Annotated in this window: 17 protein-coding genes and 7 tRNA genes; 17 read left to right on the top strand and 7 right to left on the bottom strand. The window is 58.0% G+C overall.

Going from position 1 to position 17,987, the window contains the following annotated elements:
* The first annotated feature begins 76 nt into the window (after positions 1 to 76).
* Positions 77 to 2,002, top strand: coding sequence for a 1-deoxy-D-xylulose-5-phosphate synthase (gene dxs / locus QP990_RS04940; RefSeq protein WP_023021410.1), 1,926 nt, complete (start codon positions 77 to 79; stop codon positions 2,000 to 2,002).
* Positions 2,003 to 2,023: 21 nt separating this feature from the next.
* Here dxs and QP990_RS04935 read toward each other — a convergent pair whose 3' ends face one another.
* A complete protein-coding gene (locus QP990_RS04935) occupies positions 2,024 to 3,268 on the bottom strand; it encodes an HRDC domain-containing protein (protein WP_023021411.1) in 1,245 nt (414 codons plus the stop codon).
* Position 3,269: 1 nt separating this feature from the next.
* Complete coding sequence (locus QP990_RS04930; RefSeq protein WP_232212620.1) at positions 3,270 to 3,863, bottom strand: DUF3000 domain-containing protein; 594 nt, start codon at positions 3,861 to 3,863, stop codon at positions 3,270 to 3,272.
* Positions 3,864 to 4,076: 213 nt separating this feature from the next.
* On the opposite strand from QP990_RS04930, the gene hemQ reads away from it, so the two are divergent.
* On the top strand, positions 4,077 to 4,778 hold the full coding sequence (gene hemQ / locus QP990_RS04925; protein WP_034655844.1) for a hydrogen peroxide-dependent heme synthase: 702 nt from the start codon (positions 4,077 to 4,079) through the stop codon (positions 4,776 to 4,778).
* A 107-nt stretch (positions 4,779 to 4,885) separates the two neighbouring features.
* Here hemQ and msrB read toward each other — a convergent pair whose 3' ends face one another.
* From msrB to QP990_RS04900, 5 genes are all read right to left on the bottom strand, one after another.
* Positions 4,886 to 5,308, bottom strand: coding sequence for a peptide-methionine (R)-S-oxide reductase MsrB (msrB, locus tag QP990_RS04920; RefSeq protein WP_284798554.1), 423 nt, complete (start codon positions 5,306 to 5,308; stop codon positions 4,886 to 4,888).
* A gap of 9 nt (positions 5,309 to 5,317) precedes the next feature.
* Entirely contained in the window at positions 5,318 to 6,469 is a 1,152-nt protein-coding gene (locus QP990_RS04915) for a glycosyltransferase family 87 protein (RefSeq protein ID WP_259824634.1), read from the bottom strand.
* 6 nt (positions 6,470 to 6,475) lie between these two features.
* A complete protein-coding gene (locus QP990_RS04910) occupies positions 6,476 to 7,174 on the bottom strand; it encodes a pyrimidine reductase family protein (RefSeq protein WP_248098629.1) in 699 nt (232 codons plus the stop codon).
* Between the two features lie 72 nt (positions 7,175 to 7,246).
* Entirely contained in the window at positions 7,247 to 8,149 is a 903-nt protein-coding gene (locus QP990_RS04905; protein ID WP_259824632.1) for a DMT family transporter, read from the bottom strand.
* 72 nt (positions 8,150 to 8,221) lie between these two features.
* Positions 8,222 to 8,296: transfer RNA gene (locus tag QP990_RS04900), tRNA-Val, on the bottom strand.
* A 245-nt stretch (positions 8,297 to 8,541) separates the two neighbouring features.
* On the opposite strand from QP990_RS04900, the gene QP990_RS04895 reads away from it, so the two are divergent.
* From QP990_RS04895 to QP990_RS04825, 15 genes are all read left to right on the top strand, one after another.
* Positions 8,542 to 8,617, top strand: a tRNA-Gly gene (locus QP990_RS04895).
* A 48-nt stretch (positions 8,618 to 8,665) separates the two neighbouring features.
* A tRNA-Val gene (locus QP990_RS04890) sits at positions 8,666 to 8,737 on the top strand.
* Between the two features lie 38 nt (positions 8,738 to 8,775).
* Positions 8,776 to 8,851: transfer RNA gene (locus QP990_RS04885), tRNA-Gly, on the top strand.
* Positions 8,852 to 8,881: 30 nt separating this feature from the next.
* Positions 8,882 to 8,952 (top strand) — tRNA-Cys (locus QP990_RS04880).
* Positions 8,953 to 8,979: 27 nt separating this feature from the next.
* Positions 8,980 to 9,051, top strand: a tRNA-Val gene (locus QP990_RS04875).
* Between the two features lie 44 nt (positions 9,052 to 9,095).
* Positions 9,096 to 9,171 (top strand) — tRNA-Gly (locus tag QP990_RS04870).
* Between the two features lie 533 nt (positions 9,172 to 9,704).
* Complete coding sequence (locus QP990_RS04865; RefSeq protein WP_023021419.1) at positions 9,705 to 10,271, top strand: copper resistance protein CopC; 567 nt, start codon at positions 9,705 to 9,707, stop codon at positions 10,269 to 10,271.
* Positions 10,271 to 10,873 carry a copper chaperone PCu(A)C gene (locus tag QP990_RS04860; protein ID WP_284798553.1) on the top strand — a complete coding sequence of 201 codons (603 nt, stop codon included), beginning with the start codon at positions 10,271 to 10,273 and terminating at the stop codon, positions 10,871 to 10,873. The genes QP990_RS04865 and QP990_RS04860 overlap by 1 nt, the downstream gene beginning before the upstream one ends.
* Positions 10,874 to 10,875: 2 nt before the next feature.
* Positions 10,876 to 12,102: a Dyp-type peroxidase gene (locus QP990_RS04855; RefSeq protein WP_284798551.1), complete on the top strand. Its 1,227-nt coding sequence runs from the start codon at positions 10,876 to 10,878 to the stop codon at positions 12,100 to 12,102.
* Between the two features lie 77 nt (positions 12,103 to 12,179).
* Positions 12,180 to 14,243, top strand: a complete 2,064-nt coding sequence (gene thrS, locus QP990_RS04850) for a threonine--tRNA ligase (protein WP_284798549.1) — start codon at positions 12,180 to 12,182, stop codon at positions 14,241 to 14,243.
* The gene (locus QP990_RS04845) at positions 14,230 to 14,829 is read left to right on the top strand and encodes an HIT domain-containing protein (protein ID WP_023021423.1); all 600 of its coding nucleotides are present in this window, start codon (positions 14,230 to 14,232) and stop codon (positions 14,827 to 14,829) included. Before thrS ends, QP990_RS04845 begins: the two co-directional genes overlap by 14 nt.
* On the top strand, positions 14,822 to 15,427 hold the full coding sequence (gene pgsA / locus QP990_RS04840; RefSeq protein ID WP_049360666.1) for a phosphatidylinositol phosphate synthase: 606 nt from the start codon (positions 14,822 to 14,824) through the stop codon (positions 15,425 to 15,427). The genes QP990_RS04845 and pgsA overlap by 8 nt, the downstream gene beginning before the upstream one ends.
* A 39-nt stretch (positions 15,428 to 15,466) precedes the next feature.
* A complete protein-coding gene (locus QP990_RS04835) occupies positions 15,467 to 16,411 on the top strand; it encodes a phosphatidylinositol mannoside acyltransferase (RefSeq protein WP_200287397.1) in 945 nt (314 codons plus the stop codon).
* A complete protein-coding gene (locus QP990_RS04830) occupies positions 16,411 to 17,514 on the top strand; it encodes a glycosyltransferase family 4 protein (RefSeq protein WP_023021426.1) in 1,104 nt (367 codons plus the stop codon). Before QP990_RS04835 ends, QP990_RS04830 begins: the two co-directional genes overlap by 1 nt.
* Positions 17,514 to 17,975 (top strand): hypothetical protein, encoded by a 462-nt coding sequence (locus tag QP990_RS04825; protein ID WP_284798546.1) that lies wholly within the window; start codon positions 17,514 to 17,516, stop codon positions 17,973 to 17,975. The genes QP990_RS04830 and QP990_RS04825 overlap by 1 nt, the downstream gene beginning before the upstream one ends.
* The last annotated feature ends 12 nt before the right edge of the window (positions 17,976 to 17,987 follow it).

Below are 17,987 nucleotides of genomic sequence, written 5' to 3'. Positions count from 1 at the left end.
GAATATAATATTCACCGCCCGCCGCGGGTACGGTAGAAAAGAAGAACTAAGCACAGAAGGAGTTGAAGGCCGCTCCATGACTATCTTGGATACCATTAACTCGCCGCAGGATCTCAAGGCACTGTCCGCAGACAAGCTTGAAGAGCTTGCGGCAGAGATTCGGCAGCGTCTCATTGATAAGGTTTCCGTCACAGGCGGACATTTGGGTCCCAACTTGGGCGTGGTGGAACTGACCATAGCGTTGCACCGCGTATTTGATTCCCCGCGCGAGCCCATTATTTTTGATACCTCGCACCAGTCTTATGTGCATAAAATGCTTACCGGTCGCACCGATCAATTCGATACCTTGCGGCAAAAAGATGGTCTTTCGGGGTACACGGACCGCGGCGAGTCCGAGCATGACTGGACCGAGTCCTCGCACGCTTCGGCCTCGCTGTCTACGGTGGATGGCTTGTCAAAGGCCTTTAAAATCCGCGGCGATGGTCACCGCAACGTTATCGGCGTCGTTGGTGATGGCGCCCTGACCGGCGGTATGTGCTGGGAGGCACTCAACAATATCTCCGAGGACAAGGACCGCAATGCGGTGATTGTGGTCAATGACAATGGCCGCAGCTATTCGCCCACCATCGGTGGCCTCTCGGAAAATCTTGGTCGTATCCGCTCTCAGCACGGCTATGACGAACTTATGGAGCAGGGCAAGCGCCGCCTGAAACAAATGGGTTGGGTAGGCGAGCGAGCCTTCGATGCCCTGCATGCCATGAAAGAAGGCGTCAAGTCTACGGTCTTGCCAACCGAGATGTTCCCGGAACTAGGCATGAAGTACATCGGTCCCATTAACGGGCACGATATCGATAGCTTGGTGCATGCCCTGACCTATGCCCGCGATTATGACGGACCCATCATTGTGCATGTGGTTACTGAAAAGGGCCATGGGTTTGCCCCAGCCGTCAATGAGCCAAAGGATCAGATGCACTCAACCGGTGCTATTGATCCGGTCACCGGTGTGGCAAAAGGAACTAAGCAGCCTGGCTGGACCGCAGCTTTTTCAGAAGAGCTTGTAGCTGCTGCTGAAAAACGCGAAGACATTGTGGCCATTACCGCTGCCATGGCAGGGCCGACTGGGCTCACGCCGTTCCAAGAGCGCTTTCCTGAACGCTTCTTTGACGTGGGAATCGCAGAGCAGCACGCGATGACCTCCGCCTCTGGTCTCGCGCTCGGGGGTATGCACCCGGTCGTGGCGGTATATTCCACCTTTTTAAATCGAGCCGTGGATCAGGTCATTATGGATATTGCGCTGCTGAAGCTGCCAGTAACCATCGTGCTCGACCGGTCCGGGGTTACCGGTTCCGATGGAGCATCACACAATGGTGTGTGGGATATGGCGCTGATGAGCATCGTACCGGGCATACACATTGCCGCCCCGCGCGATGGCGCGCGCCTGCGGGAGCTCTTACGGGAGTCGCTAGAAATCGAATCCGGCCCCTCCGTAGTTCGTTTCCCTAAAGGCAACCTGCTGCCGGATATGGATGCGGTAGAAACCTTGGGGGATGGCGTCGACATCCTCCACTACGGCGAAGCCGACGCTGGCGAGGACACCCCAGAGGTGCTTATCGTCTCTATCGGTGCCATGTCCGCGCGCAGCATCGAGGCAGCGAAGCTGCTCGGAGAGCAAGGCGTTAACGTAACCGTCGTTGACCCGCGTTGGGTTGTGCCGGTTCCAAGTTCTATTGTGGCACTCGCCGCTGACCACGATCTGGTGGTTACGGCAGAAGACGGCCTTGTACGCGGCGGTATTGGCTCCATGATTTCTGAAGCCCTCAGCGCAGCCGAGGTAAATACCCCTGTGCGCCGACTTGGCGTTCCGGGATACTTCCCTAAGCACGGCTCGCGCGGCGAGGTCCTAGAGGAATTCGGGCTTACCCCTGAACTTATGGCGGCCTCGATTAGCGAGTGGGTAGAAAACTTCACTGCTGATGCCAATGAGCTGGGAAATGAAGGCTAGGCCTGTCCTGATAAATATCTTCTAGAAAAGACCGTCCACGATAAGCGGGGCGGTCAATTCTATTTGCCATTCGCGCGCGCCTTCCGCGCGGAGAAACGCAGCGACGTCGTCTGGCTGGCGGATGGAACCGGCAACAGAATCAGGTCCGCGGTGGCGTTTATCAGCACGTACCCCTACCTTCGCCCATACTGCGGCGCGCACGGTGGCGGGGCGGATAATAAGCTCGGAGGACATTCCAAGATCATCGCCTAGTTCCGCGATGTCGGCGCGAATAGTTTGATATATCTCCCAGAGATCAGGGTAGTCCTTAGTCCAGATGGTCTTGGAAGGGACCGGATGCGGGGTACGGTGCACGCGAGGCCGCTGGTGCGGGGGAATGGCGCGCGCCTGGTTTAGCACCGCCATCCAGCGGGCGGTGGCCCCCTTGCGCCGGCGGGGAAAACCCTTGATGCGGGCCAAATCGCTGCCAGAGGTGGGGAGAGCGCGCGCAATTTCTACCAGCGTCTTATTCGCTAAAACCCGGCCGGGTGCAGTATCGGTGCGCCGAGCTATTGCGTCCCGTTTGAGCCATAGCGCACGAGCGGCGGTAAGCTGGCTGCCGTTGCGCAGGTTGGAGACTCCCTTTAGGTCGCGCCAAGTAGGTGGCTGCGGGTGAGTATCACCGGCATGCTCGCGGACAATGGAGGAAAATTCCTCTAGCGCCCAATCCATTTTGTCTTGTTCGGCCAAGATATCGCGTAGTGAATCGGCAAGCTCGAGGAGCAGCTCCACATCTAGTGCGGCATAGGCCTTGAGTTCCTCGCTGAGCTGCGGGGTTGACCAGTCAGCGTCGCCGTAGCCTTTTTCTAATTCGATATCAAAAAGCTCTGCAACCATTGTGCCCAGATTCGGGCGGTCGAAACCAGCGAGCCGCGCCGCTAGCTCGGTATCAAAGATGGAGCCGGGGAATAGCCCAAGCCACCCTAGGCAGGGCAAATCCGAATGCGCGGCATGAATTATCCATTCCGCCCCGTTGAGTACTGGGGCGAGGGCAGCGGTGAGCTCCGCGCGATGGCCTTCAGGGGCAAAAAGCATGGTGCCTGCGCCGCAGCGGCGAATTTGAACTACGAAGGCGCGGTCATCGTAGCGATAACCAGAGGCGCGTTCAGTATCGATGGCAAACGGGCCCGTACCTGCAGCTAGGCGTGCGGCGGCAGCGGTGAATTCATCCCGGGTAGCAAGGACCGCCGGGATGCCCTCTACCGGCCGGCTGCGCAATTCTGGCATTCTAGTGGCCGAGCTTGGTAACGCCCTCAGGAGGGAGGCCGGCAACGTTAGCCAATACCTTTGCAAAAGCCTGCACGTGAGGCGCCAGATCGAGGCCTTCAGCGGTCCACGAAGCACGCATTTCAATTTGATAGGCGCGCGGTGGGCCACCAATCTCCCCAAATCGAACGGACGCGGTAGAGGTGACGGTGCCACCCAAGTTGGTGTGGTCGGCGCCTTCCTCTTCTAGGCCTTCATTGAGCCACTGCCAAGCCACATCGGGCAAGAGCGGATCTCCTGCTACGGCATCATCCATATCGGCCTGAATATACGCCACAAGGCGCATAGCGCCCTCCCAGGCTTCCTCAGCACCCGGATCGTGGAGCAAGATAAGGCGGCCAAATGCATCGCCTTCCGCATCAGTGGGCACGATGTCTGGGTTGTCTTCGCCTCCCACCTCGAGGCCGATAGCGTGGCTAAACGGCGCAAGGCGCTGCGGTGGGCGAATGGAGCCCAGGGTTATCTCGGGGCGCAGGTCGGCCGCGTGCATTGACTCCACTGCTTGGGTGAATGCGGCGGGGGTAGCTGGTTCGTGGCTTTCCGCTTGCCTGTGCAAAGGAGTGGGGGCGGAAGCCTCGGCGCTGCGTGGGGTGGTCGATTCGGAATTGCTCACGACGTTCAAGCTATAGTTTCCCAGCCTCTAGCTGGGGGAGGCGCGCCGATGCGAGAGCGTGTCGGCATCCCCGCGGCGGGGGAAGTGACAAGGTTTCATATCCAACTTATGATGGATATGTCCGATTACCCAGAGGCTTTGGCAAAGGAGAACGCAATGGCGAAGCTAGACTACAAGGAACTCAATGCGGTTCAGCAATATTCCCAGCACGCAGTTTTTAAGGTGATCCCGGGGGCGCTCGGCACCGAGCGAGCGGAAATCATCGCCCAAGCGCAGAAGTTCTTCGCCGACGTTGAAGAGGCTGGCAAAGTGACGGTGCGCGGTATCTATGACCTCACGGCTATGCGCGATTCTGCTGATTTTATGATCTGGTGGCACGCCGAGGAATTCTCTGACCTGCAGAAGGTCTTTGGGGACTTTCGCCGCGAGACCACCTTGGGCCAGGTTAGCGAAGTGACCTGGGTAGGCAACGCTTTGCACCGTCCAGCGGAGTTTAATAAGTCGCACCTGCCGTCTTTCATCATGGGCGAGGAGCCAAAGGAGTGGATCTCGGTCTATCCCTTCGTGCGCTCCTATGACTGGTACACCATGGACGAGGAAAAGCGCCGCCGCATCCTTATGGAGCACGGCATGCAAGCGCGTGATTATCCTGATGTGCGAGCTAATACCGTACCGGCTTTTGCGTTGGGTGACTACGAGTGGATTCTGGCCTTTGAGGCGGATGAGCTCCACCGTATCGTCGACCTGATGTACCTGATGCGCTATACCGAAGCCCGTCACCACGTGCGCGAGGAAATTCCTTTCCACACCGGCCGTCGCGTCAAGGACGTGGCAGAACTCATTGCAGTACTGCCCTAAAGGAAACGCCGCCTAGCAGAAGCACTGCTTGGCGACGTCCCGGGCTGCGCCCCTTCACTAGCCTGGCAGCCAGGCTGTTGACGGGGCGTAAGTTGTGGCGGGGCCCTTTAAGCGGTGCCACCTTCTACCGGTTTTTCCTCCAGGTCAAGGCAAATGGAGTTAATGCAATAGCGAAGGTCAGTAGGGGTGTCGTAGCCCTCGCCCTCAAAGACGTGGCCTAGGTGCGATTCGCAGTTGGCACACAAGACCTCTACTCGGCGCATGCCTAGCGAGTTATCTTCTCGCTCGATGATCTTGTCTCCGGCAAGCGGGGAGAAGAAAGACGGCCAGCCACAATGGGACTCAAACTTTTCCGTGGAACGGAAAAGCTCCGCTCCACACGCGCGGCAAGAATAGACACCCTCGGTAGTGGTATTGGTGTAATCGCCTACATGGGGCGGCTCCGTACCTGCCTCACGCAGAACATAGTATTCCTCGGGGCTTAAGCGCTGGCGCCATTCGGTATCAGCAATGAGCTTGAAATCGGTCATGGGCCGAGTCTAAACCGCTCTGCGCGCGGCACGCCACCAGCCAGCGACCGTAGCGAAAATTGCGACGATAAGCAGCGCCCATCCTGCCGTGGCCGTGAAAAAATTCATCCACCGTCCAGCATCCGGGTGCGCTGTAGACGCCCACGAGACCGGAGCCAAAAAGAGAAATGCCGCCAACCACGCTCCCGCGGAATGAAATACCGAGCGCGGGAGCACAACGGTAAACATCAGCGGGAAAAGCCACATGGAATAGTACTGCTGGCCTAGGGAAGACAGGAAGAAAATTCCCACCATTATCGCCCCGCTAGTGGTCAGTGCCCACAAGGTTGGGTCGGAGTTGCGCCAGCGTAAAAGCCCGAGAATCGCTGCGGCCGTAAGACCGGCAAAAATCAGCCACACGGTCCAATACAACCCGGCGCCAAAATTAACGTAGGCGTGGAAACCCGCCCAGGAAGAATTGGCATAGTCACGAGTTTCCGAAAGATAGGGCAGCAGCTTTTCGAAAAAGCCGCTGGCGCCCGGCACCACCGGCCACGCCAGTAGATTGAGAATCACCGGAACTCCGATGCCCTCGGCGAGACTGCGCCACTGGAGCTTTACCAAGGGCAGGAAGAGCAGCGGCGCAAACTGCGGCTTAATGACGATGGCAAGGCCAATGACCACGCCTGCCACCCAGCCCAACCACGGGGTGCGCTCGGCCCGCAAAAAGGCCCACAAAAACACGGCCAGACACAGCAAGAGAACGCCGTTGATATTGGTAAAGGCAAGCGTATTGGTCACTGACTCCGTGACAAACGCCAGCGCAATAGATACCGGCCACACGGGCGAGGTGAGCTTGCGGTCCACTATAAGGGTAAGCACCGCCAGTGCCGCGATGATCGCGGCCGCATTCGCCACGATGAATAGTCCTCGCGCAAGTGAGAAGTCTAGGTGCCCTAATGGCGCAAGCAGCAGCGTGGCTCCCGGGGTATACAGATACAGCGGGTCAACGTGGTTATAGGCCTGCTCGTAGACCGGCTGGCTGCTGGACATGCGCGCCACCGCGTTATACACGGTGGTGAAATCATCCGTTGGCGTGCCGTTGCGCGCAATGATGAATACGCGGTGCACAACGAGCAATACGGCCACGGGCCAAGCGGCAACATTGATTCGGGAATTCACGGGCCCTTAGTCTACGTCCTCGCGGGTGCGGGAATACCGCAGAAACACCGTGCCATCCGTATCGGCCGCGACATTTTCCAACTGCATGCGGCGGTGGGAATGCTCGCCCTTAAAAGTAGCCATCGGAGTCTCTACGCCGGTAGACAGATGCGGATCCAGGGTCAAATACATCTGGTCAATCGCATCGGCGTCTACCAACTGCCCAATCATTCCTGGACCGCCTTCACATAGCACGCGCTTAAACCCGCGATCCTTCAGGACGGATATGTAGTCGCGCACGCTTCCTTCACCGGCATCGCAGACCTCCGCCCCCGTGCTTTCAATAGCCTCGATTCGGGTAACGATGTCTTCATCCTCCCAGCTGCTGTGTGGGGCCAAGATGACAGGTGGGGTAGTAAAGTCTGTAAAAAAGTCCGAGTCGATATCGAAATCAAGGCTGCGAGAAGGCACTGCAATAGGAGCTGGGCGCGAGCCATCGGTGCTAGGAACAACGCCGGAGTAATCTTCTGCGCGCACCGTTTGCGCGCCCACCAACACCACGTCTGCCCAGTCCCGTAGAGCTGCAAAAAGTTGTCCATCGGTGTCATTTCCCATGTCTTCTGAGACATGGTTCATCGTCGCCGATCCGGTCAACGTGCTGACCATATTCGTACGGATGGTGAATGTGTCGCGGGAATCAGGACCCAAAAGCGAAGAGATATCCATGTCATCCCAGTGTAGCCAGAGCGGCGAGTGCCCAGCATGGCAATAACAGCGCCATAACCTCAGCAAGACGGGCTACACCAGACGGATGAGAATCACACCGGCCAGTATCACTGCAATGCCGGCTACCTGGCGCAGCGTTACGCGGGCGCCACGCAAGCGATCAATAAGTACGGACCCCAGCATGGAGCCGAGGAGCGTCGCAACCACGGTAAGCCCCGTTCCCAGCTGCGGTACTAAGGCCGCGTTGCCAAAAACAAACAAGGCACCCAGGACGCCACCAACCCACATCCACCAGGGATTGTTCTTCCCCTCGGGGCGCTCAATGCGAGGTCGCCAGCGTAGAACAATATTCACAATGGCAAGGGCAGATACCCCGACGCTAAAAGAAACTAAAGCCGCGCTAACAGGTGAGCCAGTAATCTGGCCCAGGTGACCATTGATCGCGGATTGGCTTGCCGTAAAACAGCCAAAAACAAACCCCGCTAAGCGCCACATCCACAGCGCTGTGGCACTGTCCTCATGCTTCGTGGGCGCGCCGGGGCCGGCGACGATGGCGATTACTCCGCCTAGGACGATGAGAGCCCCTAGCATGCGAACCACGGTCAGCGGGGATATAGGGGAGTCAAAGAGCCCAAGGTGATCGATGACGAGCCCCATGATGATCTGACCGGCGATGGGAAGAACTACGGTCTGGACGGCACCCAAGTGGGGAAATAGGAGAATATTCCCAGTAAGCGCAACTACGCCGAGCAAACCGCCGAACCATATCCACAGTGGTTGGCCAGCTGTGCGGGAAAGGCCGAATTCACCGCCGGTGACAGCGGTGGCGATAACGAGCAAGGTCACCGTGCCCACGGCGAAAGAGATAAGCGAAGAAGAAAAGGGCGTGCCTGTTGACAAGCGCAAGCGCGTATTAACCAGGGTCTGTACGGGCAAAACAAGCCCAGCAAAAATGCCTAAAAGGATCCACAACACGACGGAACACCTTACCGGCACACAAAGAAACCCGCCCAAGCTACCTGTGAAGTGGAGTGCAGGGCGGGGAAGTGGTGGTCCTAACTGGGATTGAACCAGTGACCTTTCCGGTGTGAACGGAACGCTCTCCCACTGAGCTATAGGACCGTGCGGTGGCTAAATGTACACCGCTTGAAATTCAAATACCTAATTGGCTGCGTAGGGCTACTCATGAGCGGGAGGCGGCTGGGCGCCTGCGGTCCACAAGAATCACACCGGTGTGATTTGGGAACGTACAAACGTGGAATATCGGCGGTTAAAAGCAAGGCGCTGGGCTGGGGATTTGGAAACTGGCGCGGAGCACGATAATGTTTCTTCTCGCACCGCAACGGAATAAAAGTTTGCGGCGCAATGCGGATGTAGCGCAGTTGGTAGCGCATCACCTTGCCAAGGTGAGGGTCGCGAGTTCGAGTCTCGTCATCCGCTCCACGCTTTTCAAAGGGGGCAACCTGTGAAGAGTGATTCTAAGTGAATAGCGCGCGATTAGCTCAGTGGGAGAGCGCTTCCCTGACACGGAAGAGGTCACTGGTTCAATCCCAGTATCGCGCACAAGGACTTTGTCCTAGAAACCGGGCCTGGTTTCGCATGCGGATGTAGCGCAGTTGGTAGCGCATCACCTTGCCAAGGTGAGGGTCGCGAGTTCGAGTCTCGTCATCCGCTCCAACACTGTATTGTGTGAGGCGGTATCGCCACGGTGGAATGGCCGAGTGGTGAGGCAACGGTCTGCAAAACCGTGCACACGGGTTCGATTCCCGTTTCCACCTCAACTTCTTAATGCCTTCGGGCATTAAGCGCGATTAGCTCAGTGGGAGAGCGCTTCCCTGACACGGAAGAGGTCACTGGTTCAATCCCAGTATCGCGCACGAGAGTCTCTTTTTAGGCTCTGTAGCAAACTCCGGTTTGTTGTGCGGATGTAGCGCAGTTGGTAGCGCATCACCTTGCCAAGGTGAGGGTCGCGAGTTCGAGTCTCGTCATCCGCTCCATGTAGCGGCCCCAGAGACGGGGCGGCTTTTTTCTTGTCTCCTTCCGTGTGCTGTGCGATACGCTTGCCTTTGAAGAGTCATAACCCAAAGCGGAGGAGGAAAGATGTCACGCGCACTAGTGGTACCGCTATTGGTTGGAGCCTGCGGCTTCGCGTCTTTTGTTTCGGGGACTGTGCTTTTCTTTATGGGCCTTACTGCGGCAGATGCGGCTGGAGGCAGTGGCAGCGGGGCGTGGCCTTTGACGCTCATCGGTGTTGGCGTCGCCCTGGTTATTTTTGCTCTGATGGTTTCTGGTCCGTTTTTTAATGCCCGGCAGGGGGAGAGGTCCTAAGGCTAGGTCCGCTAGAATTGAGTCAACTTGGCTTAAATAGTGATAAATACCTCTTTTTATTAAGGAAGCGGAACTCGAGCCCAGTTCAAGCCGACATATGATTCGACGCGCTGCTTTTTGTGATTGCCGCTATGGCAAGTCGCGGGGCTAGTATGTCTGACAATTCAACTTGTGCTTTTCCAACATCACAAAGGAGCTATCTATGGGCTACCGCGTACCTTGGCTGCGCCGCACAGCCGCAGCAGTGGGCACAGCCGCACTGGTCTTGGGCGGGTCGATGCCTGCCGCATTCGCGCACGACTCCGTTATTGGCGGTTCGGTCAAAGACGGCGATCAACTCGATGAGTTCCCTAAGGAAATCACCCTTGAGTTTTCTGGCATCCCCAAAGAGGACTTCAACACCTTTGCCGTAACCAACGCCGATACCGGTGAGAAGCTCTTTAGCCAGGAACCGCAGCTCCATGAACGAGACCTCACAATTGAGACTCCTGAGGGGGTTAACCCTGGGCCGGGCAACTACCAGGTGGGTTTCCAAATCACGTCTTCGGATGGACACGCTACTCGCGGTGGTGTGGAATTTTCCGTTAAAGGTGACGGGGCCGAAAACCCCGAGGCTGGCGAGTCTGACGCGACAGACCAGGAAGCAACCGAGGGGCTGCCGATGTCGCTGAAAATCATTTTGGGCGTGGGCGGGGTTTTGGCAATTGCCGCAGTAGTTGCCCTATTTATTGGCAAGTCTCGTCGCATTGATTCGGAAGGTGAAAAATAATGTCCAAGATTTCTAGCATTGCCCTTGTGGGGTTGACTGTGGCCGGCCTTGCCCTGGCGGGTTGCTCCCCGCAGAACCAAAATGACTCCACCGAGTCGAAGGTTGATGCCACCTCCAGCGCTGCGGAGAAGTCCTCCCCCGCCGCAGCCGAGGCCCTGACCTTCGAAGACGCGGTCGTGCGTGCCAACGAAGATAAAGACATGACTGCTATTTTTGGCACCTTGGTGAACCACACCGATAAGGACATCGCTATCACCGGTTTTTCCACCAGTCTTAATGCCAAGGTGAACCAGATCCATGAGACCGTCGATGGCAAGATGCAGGAAATGTCGAGCCCGTTGGTGGTCAAGGCCGGCGAGTCCCACGAACTTGCACCAGGCGGTGACCACTTCATGCTCATGGAAATGGGAAACCACATCGCTCCCGGCGAATCCCTTGACCTTAAGGTGAAGCTAGAAGGCGGCGAAGAGCTCGATCTGGGCGAGATCCAAACGCGTAGCATGCCTTCCGGGGATGAGGACTACGGCGATATGGAAGGCCACGATATGTCCCACATGGAGCACGGAGATATGTCCCACAATAAGGAAGGCCACGACCACTAACCATGTCTGGGTTCAGCAGAAGGGGATTTCTCACTGGCGCTGCGGTATCGACCAGCGCCTTCGCGTTGGCAGGCTGCAATAACCAGGGCTCTTCCCCGGATGCTGGGGCACAGGAACAGCCTGCGCTTGCCGACGCCCTCGTGGCTTTTGACGGCGAGCATCAGGCGGGCATTGCTACCGCAGAGCAGGCTCACCTGAATCTGGTGGGGTTTGACTTTAAAAGGGGCGTCGACAAGCGAGAGTTTGCCAACCTCATGAAGCTGTGGACCGAGGACGCCCGCGCGCTGTGTACGGGGGAGCCGCCGCTGGGCACCCTGGAACCGGAAATGGTGCAACAGCCCGCCAACTTGACCATCACCTGCGGTCTAGGCCAGAAGGTATTCTCCCTGCTCGGCGTGGAGAAACCACATTGGTTGGGAGATGTGCGTTCCTTTAAGCGTGATGAGCTGCAACGACAATGGGGACAAAGCGATATTGTCCTTCAGATTTGTTGCGATGACCCGTTGATGAATACTTATGCACTGCGCCACATGGTGCGAGCCGGTGAGCACTATGCCAGTGTGAAGTGGCTGCAGCAGGGATTTATTAATGCCTATGGCAGCCACGAAAAGGGCGCTACTGCGCGCAATATGTTCGGGCAAAAGGACGGCACCGTTAACCCGCGCAGCGAGGAAGATTTTGCAGCCCAAGTGTGGATCGATGAAGGGCCGAAGTGGGCGCAAGGGGGAACGGCCATGGTGGTGCGTCGCATTCGCATGAACGTGGATACGTGGGAGAAGCTGGATCGCTCCTCCCGCGAAAATGCGGTGGGCCGTAAGCTTGACACCGGCGCCCCCCTTACCAGTGAAGAAGAATTTGATGCTGCAGATTTCGATGCGGTAGATGACTACGGCTTGCCGGTGATTGATAAAAACTCGCACATGGCCGTGGCCGCGCCACCTGCTGATCATCCGGAGCAACGCATCCTACGCCGGCCGTATAACTATGAGCTGGCCCCCGATGGCAAGGATGGGCAGCTTTCCAATATCGGCCAGGTTTTCATCTGCTATCAGCAGGATCCCACCAAGCAATTCGAGCCTATCCAGGCCCGTTTGGATAAATCTGACCTGATGAATGAGTGGCTGACCCATATCGGCTCCGCTATGTATTTCTGCCCGCCGGGCACCCTCGACGCGGATGGGCGTGAATCTTGGTGGGCGAAATCGCTTTGCGAGTATGCAGGGTTGTAGAATAGCTATCCGTAAATTTAAATAGCGGACGCGGCCAGGTATGCCGCCGACGCACGAGCGCATAAAGGAGCGCGATTATGGCGGAACTCATTCCCGCAGTACCGGTCAATTACGATTCCTTCACCGTGCCCGCCGGCAAGGCCGTGGGCGCAGCAATGCGAGAGCTCAATCTTCCCAATAAGGGCCCTGAGGCTGTCGTAGTCGTTCGCGGTGAAGACGGCACTCTCTTTGATTTGTCGCACACCCCCGACACGGAATCCACCTTCACCCCGGTAGCCGCCTGCGAGGAAGACGGTCGCGCGGTAATCCGCCACTCCTGCGGCCACGTTATGGCGCAGGCCGTGCAGGCCGAATTCCCCGGCACCAAGCTGGGCATCGGCCCGGCCATTGAAAATGGCTTCTACTTCGATTTTCAAACCGCGGAGCCTTTCACCCCGGAAGATCTCAAGGCGATTGAAAAGCGCATGAAGAAGATCATTAAGGGAAGCCAGCGTTTTGAGCGCCACGTTTACGAATCCGCTGCAGAAGCGGAGCAGGCGCTTGCCGGAGAACCCTTCAAGCTCGAGCTGGTCCAGGACAAGGGCAACGTTGACCCTGACTCCGATGAGGCCGCCGAGGTTGGTTCCGGCGATCTGACCCACTATGACAACATCAACCCGCGCACCGAGGAAGTAGAGTGGTTCGACCTCTGCCGCGGACCGCACGTTCCAACCACCAAGTACATCCCGGCCTTCACGCTAACCCGCTCTTCTGCTGCATACTGGCGCGGAGACCAGTCTAAGGCTGGCCTGCAGCGCATTTACGGCACCGCTTTTGAGTCCAAGGAGGCCCTGGAGGCCTACCAGACCATGGTGGAAGAGGCTGAAAAGCGCGACCATCGCCGCTTGGGCCAAGAGCTAGACCTCTTCTCCTTCCCAGATGAGATTGGCTCCGGTTTCCCGGTATTCCACCCGAATGGTGCCACCGTGCGCATGGAGATGGAAAACCACTCTCGCAACCGCCACGTCCAGGCCGGCTATTCCTTTGTCAACACTCCGCATATCACCAAGGGTGCTCTCTTCAAGAAGTCGGGCCACCTGGACTTCTACGCCGATGGAATGTTCCCACCAATGCAGCTCGATGGCGAGTATGACGAAGAAGGCAATACCGTCAAGGAGCCGCAGGACTACTACGCCAAGCCCATGAACTGCCCGATGCACAACCTGATTTTTGCATCCCGTGGCCGTTCCTACCGCGAGTTGCCGCTGCGCCTATTTGAGTTCGGCACCGTCTACCGCTACGAAAAGTCCGGCGTGGTCCACGGTCTGACCCGTGCCCGCGGCTTTACCCAGGACGACGCGCACATTTACTGCACCGAAGAACAGCTGGAAGAAGAACTCACCAAGGTCATGGACTTCATCATCTCCTTGCTGAAGGACTATGGCCTGTCTGATTTCTACCTGGAGCTTTCCACCAAGGATCCGAATAAGTTCGTCGGTTCCGACGAGATTTGGGAGCGCTCGACTTCCATCTTGCAGTCGGTCGCGGAAAAGTCTGGCTTGGAGCTGGTACCGGACCCAGCAGGCGCAGCTTTCTACGGTCCAAAGATTTCGGTCCAGGCCCGCGATGCCATCGGCCGTACCTGGCAGATGTCTACCGTGCAATTGGACTTCAACTTGCCCGAGCGCTTCGAGCTGGAATACACCGCTTCGGACGGAACAAAGAAGCGCCCGATCATGATTCACCGTGCGCTCTTTGGCTCCATTGAACGTTTCTTTGGTGTGCTGCTGGAGCACTACGCTGGCGCATTCCCAGCTTGGCTGGCTCCGCACCAGGTGGTGGGCATCCCGGTGGCCGATGAATTCTCCCCGCACCTTGAAGAAGTTGCCGCACAGCTGCGCCAGAAGGGAATCCGCGCCGATGTGGATACCTCCGATGACCGCATGCAGAAAAAGATTCGCAATCACACCACCGCTAAGGTCCCATTCATGCTGGTCGCCGGTGCTCGCGATGTGGAAGCCGGCGCCGTGTCCTTCCGCTTCCTAGATGGCACCCAGGTCAATGGTGTGCCGGTGAATGAGGCTGTGGGGCTCATCACTGCGTGGGTCGCAGAACGCAATAACGAGCAGCCGACTGAAGAGCTCATCAGTGCCCGACGCTAAAAAGACGCGCGAGACCAAAAGCTCCGCCGCTTTCGACAATGGAGCGGCGGAGGGGACCTTCGTTGACTCAGGCGCGGGCGAACCGGACCGTCTAGAGCGGCTGTGGGCACCTTATCGCATGGCTTATATAGCCAAGCGCTCTGAGGACCCCTTCGTTGCCGCCCCGCAGGGTAGCGACGAAGACGGGCTCATCATCGCCCGTGGCAAGAGTGTTTATGCATTGCTAAACCTCTTTCCGTACAACGCTGGACACCTCATGGTGGTGCCGTACCGTAAAGAATCTCAGCTTGAGAACCTAACGCAAGAGGAATCTCAAGAGCTGATGGAGTTTGCGCAAAAGGCTATCCGGGTACTCAAACGCGTCTCTCACCCCGAGGCCATTAACGTAGGTTTGAACTTGGGGCGCTCTTCAGGAGGCTCCGTGGGAGATCACCTGCACCTGCATGTGGTGCCAAGGTGGCCTGGGGATAGTAACTTTATGACTGTCCTTGATGGGACTAAGGTATTACCGCAGCTTCTGCAGGATACACGCCGCGTGCTGGCAGAAGGTTGGCGCGAGATGGAAGAGGAGGATTCGCGTGCTTAGCGTGCATGGGCGAAAGCCCGCCGCCGTGGTGGTGGAACCTATAGCGAAGGCCTTTTTAAAGCTGGGCCTGACCCCGAATGTGGTCACTATTGTGGGAACCATTGTCACCATTGCTATTTCGGTGATCCTCATTCCTACCGGTCACCTGTTTTCCGCTGCCGTATTATCCGGCCTCTTTGCCGCCTTTGACATGCTCGACGGCACCATGGCGCGTTTGACTGGCAAAGCCACCGCCTTTGGCGCGACCTTGGATGCTTCCTGCGATCGAATCACCGATGGTGCCTTGTTTAGCGCTATTGCGTGGTGGCTGATTTATTCCGCGGATTCTTCCCGCATTACGGTCATCGCTTGCTTTGTCACCTTGGTATGTTCTCAGGTGATTTCCTATATCAAGGCTAGGGGAGAGGCGTCTGGATTCAAGATGGTCGGCGGCCTCATCGAGCGCCCTGAGCGGCTTATCTTGGGCTTGGGCGGCATTGGCCTTGAGGGCCTTGGCGTTCCGCATGCTATCGAGGTAGCGCTGTGGATCCTTGCCGTTGGCTCCATCTTTACCGTGTGCCAGCGCATGGTCATCGCTGCCCGCCAGGAGCAGCACTAGCTCGCTGAGCACCACCGAAAACCAGGAGGTTTTAACACCATGTGGGATAAAGAAGACCTCTCCGCGGCGGGCTACCTCGCGGGGTGGAAGGTGGTGCGTCGGCTGCCTGAGCCCATTGCGCGCACGCTGTTTCGGTGGGGCGCAGATTTTGCCAGCAGCAATGGCCGCGGAATGGAAGGCTTGCGCCGCAACCTTGCCCGCGTGGTGGGGCCAGAAAACGTTACCCGCGCGCTGGTACGCGATTCCGTTCGCTCCTATATGCGCTATTGGATGGAGGCCTTCCGCCTGCCGGCTATCCACGGCGATGCCAGCCTGCACGAGCGCTTACTCAGCGGCTTGGAAGGTCTCGAGCATTTTGATGCTTCCGCTCAATCCGGACGCGGCACTATTTTGGCCCTCCCACATTCGGGTAATTGGGACATGGCGGGTGTCTTCCTCGTGGGCCACTATGGCCAGTTCACCACTGTCGCAGAGCGCTTGAAGCCCGCAGTGCTTTTCGACGCCTTTGTGGACTACCGCGAAACCCTCGGTTTTGAGGTCCTTCCCCTCACCGGGGGCGAAGCCTCGCCTTTTGCTCGCCTCAAAGAAGTATTAGAAGCTGGCGGCGTGGTGTGCCTGCTGGCCGAGCGTGACCTGACTCGAAGTGGTGTGAGCGTAGATTTCATGGGGGAGGAGGCCAATATGGCCGCCGGACCCGCCCGCCTTGCGCTGGAGACTGGTGCCGCCCTCCATGTGGTGCACTCATGGTTTAAGGGAGAGGGCTGGGGCCTATCGGTGTCTCCGGAACTTGAGGTAACAAACGTACAAGAGACTACGCAACGCATGGCCGATGGCTTCGCTGCCAATATTCGCCGGCATCCGGAGGATTGGCATATGCTGCAGCCGCAGTGGAATGTCGATATTGAGAGGCGTCGGCAAGCGCGCGCCGCGCACAAGGCCCGTGATAGCCGCCACGCTGGTGCACGGCAGGAAGGCGAGAAATAATGCGGATCGGCATCGTGTGCCCCTACTCCTTTGATGAACCGGGCGGAGTTCAAGCCCATATCCTTGATCTAGCCACTGTATATATAGAGCAAGGGCACTATGTTCAAGTCATCGGCCCCGCTTCTGACTCCACGCCGCTGCCTGATTTTGTGGTCAAGGGAGGCCCGGCTTTTCCCATTGCTTATAACGGTTCGGTGGCCCGCCTGTCCGTCGGACCTCAGGTAACGCGCAAGGTCAAACGCTTTATCAAAGATGGCGACTTTGATGTTTTGCACATCCATGAGCCCAATTCCCCGAGCTTTTCCATGACCGCGCTGGCCGTAGCGCAGGGACCGTTGGTGGCCACGTATCACGCCTCCGCGTCGAGCTCGCTGGTCTTGACCCTTGCCAAGCCTTTCCTCGCGCCTTTTTTGGAAAAGATCCGCGGCGGTATCGCGGTTTCAGATATGGCGCGGCGCTGGCAGGTGGAGCAATTGGGCGGAGACCCAGTCCTCATTCCCAACGGCGTGGATACATCGGTATACGCGCAGGCACGGCGCCGCAGCCCAGCCAAGGCCCCCGGAGATCCTTTAGAAGTAGTCTTCTTAGGCCGGCTCGACGAGCCGCGCAAGGGGCTGGATATCCTGCTTCGTGCGCTCCGCCAGATAGACCACCCCCTCCGCGTTACCATCATGGGTGGCGGCCGTGCTCGCGAGGTTGAAGGCGTAGATTTCGTCGGCCGAGTCAGCGATGCCGAAAAGGCCGAGATCCTCGGCCGCGCCGATGTATACGTGGCCCCAAATACCGGGGGCGAAAGTTTCGGCATTGTGTTAGTAGAGGCCATGGCGGCCGGCGCGGCAGTAGTTGCTTCTGACCTTGAAGCCTTCCGCGCGGTGTGCAACGCCGATTCTGATGAGCCTGCCGGCGCACTCTTCCGCAATGAGGATAGTGAAGATCTGGTGCGCGTCTTAAGTGAGGTGCTTGATGATGCCGAGTACCGGGTTCGGCTGACACGCAATGGCGTCGAGCGTGCCAGCACGTATGACTGGGACCATGTGGCAGCAGCTGTTATGCAGGTCTATGAAACCGTCCAGGACGGAACCAAGGTGAGGGTGAAGCGCTAATGGCCATTGAAATTGCGCTAGTCCTCTTTCTGCTCATCATCGTGGGCTCCTGGGCGCTTTTTACCGCTCAGCGGCTCAACTCACTGCACATTCGCACCGATGCCTCGCTGGCACAGCTACAGGCGGCCCTAGACCGCAGGGCAGCGGTCACAGCGGCAGTAGCACCAGGGCTGGCGGCCCTGGCCCAAAGAGCCGAATCCACCGAACTCTTCCAAGGCCACTTCGAACCGCGCACGCTGGCCGAGCGGGAGCTTTCGGCCGCCATTGTGCGGGAGTTTCCCGCAGAGCACCGCCCCGCCGCGCTTGCCGACGCCGAAGGGCGTATCCAGCTCGCCCACCGCTTTTATAACGAAGCGGTCAGCGATACTCGCGCTTTGCGTCTGCGCCCTGCGGTGCGGCTTTTCCATCTGGGCGGCACCGCAAAGCTGCCGGAATACTTTGACTACATGCTGGCTGAGTAGCCTGCTGAGCGG

This window comes from Corynebacterium sp. MSK071 (genome assembly GCF_030232125.1).
Lineage (GTDB): Bacteria > Actinomycetota > Actinomycetes > Mycobacteriales > Mycobacteriaceae > Corynebacterium > Corynebacterium kefirresidentii.
The sequence above is the reverse complement of the archived record's forward strand: the minus strand, read 5'-3'. Positions and strand labels throughout refer to the sequence as shown.

Excerpts from the sequence above, each read along its gene's own strand:
- dxs (WP_023021410.1), top strand. The coding sequence starts at position 77 with ATGACTATCTTGGATACCATTAACTCGCCGCAGGATCTCAAGGCACTG.
- QP990_RS04835 (WP_200287397.1), top strand. The coding sequence starts at position 15,467 with ATGTGGGATAAAGAAGACCTCTCCGCGGCGGGCTACCTCGCGGGGTGG.
- QP990_RS04830 (WP_023021426.1), top strand. The coding sequence starts at position 16,411 with ATGCGGATCGGCATCGTGTGCCCCTACTCCTTTGATGAACCGGGCGGA.
- msrB (WP_284798554.1), bottom strand. The coding sequence starts at position 5,308 with ATGACCGATTTCAAGCTCATTGCTGATACCGAATGGCGCCAGCGCTTA.
- QP990_RS04910 (WP_248098629.1), bottom strand. The coding sequence starts at position 7,174 with ATGGATATCTCTTCGCTTTTGGGTCCTGATTCCCGCGACACATTCACC.
- QP990_RS04860 (WP_284798553.1), top strand. The coding sequence starts at position 10,271 with ATGTCCAAGATTTCTAGCATTGCCCTTGTGGGGTTGACTGTGGCCGGC.
- QP990_RS04935 (WP_023021411.1), bottom strand. The coding sequence starts at position 3,268 with ATGCCAGAATTGCGCAGCCGGCCGGTAGAGGGCATCCCGGCGGTCCTT.
- QP990_RS04865 (WP_023021419.1), top strand. The coding sequence starts at position 9,705 with ATGGGCTACCGCGTACCTTGGCTGCGCCGCACAGCCGCAGCAGTGGGC.
- thrS (WP_284798549.1), top strand. The coding sequence starts at position 12,180 with ATGGCGGAACTCATTCCCGCAGTACCGGTCAATTACGATTCCTTCACC.
- QP990_RS04825 (WP_284798546.1), top strand. The coding sequence starts at position 17,514 with ATGGCCATTGAAATTGCGCTAGTCCTCTTTCTGCTCATCATCGTGGGC.
- QP990_RS04855 (WP_284798551.1), top strand. The coding sequence starts at position 10,876 with ATGTCTGGGTTCAGCAGAAGGGGATTTCTCACTGGCGCTGCGGTATCG.
- hemQ (WP_034655844.1), top strand. The coding sequence starts at position 4,077 with ATGGCGAAGCTAGACTACAAGGAACTCAATGCGGTTCAGCAATATTCC.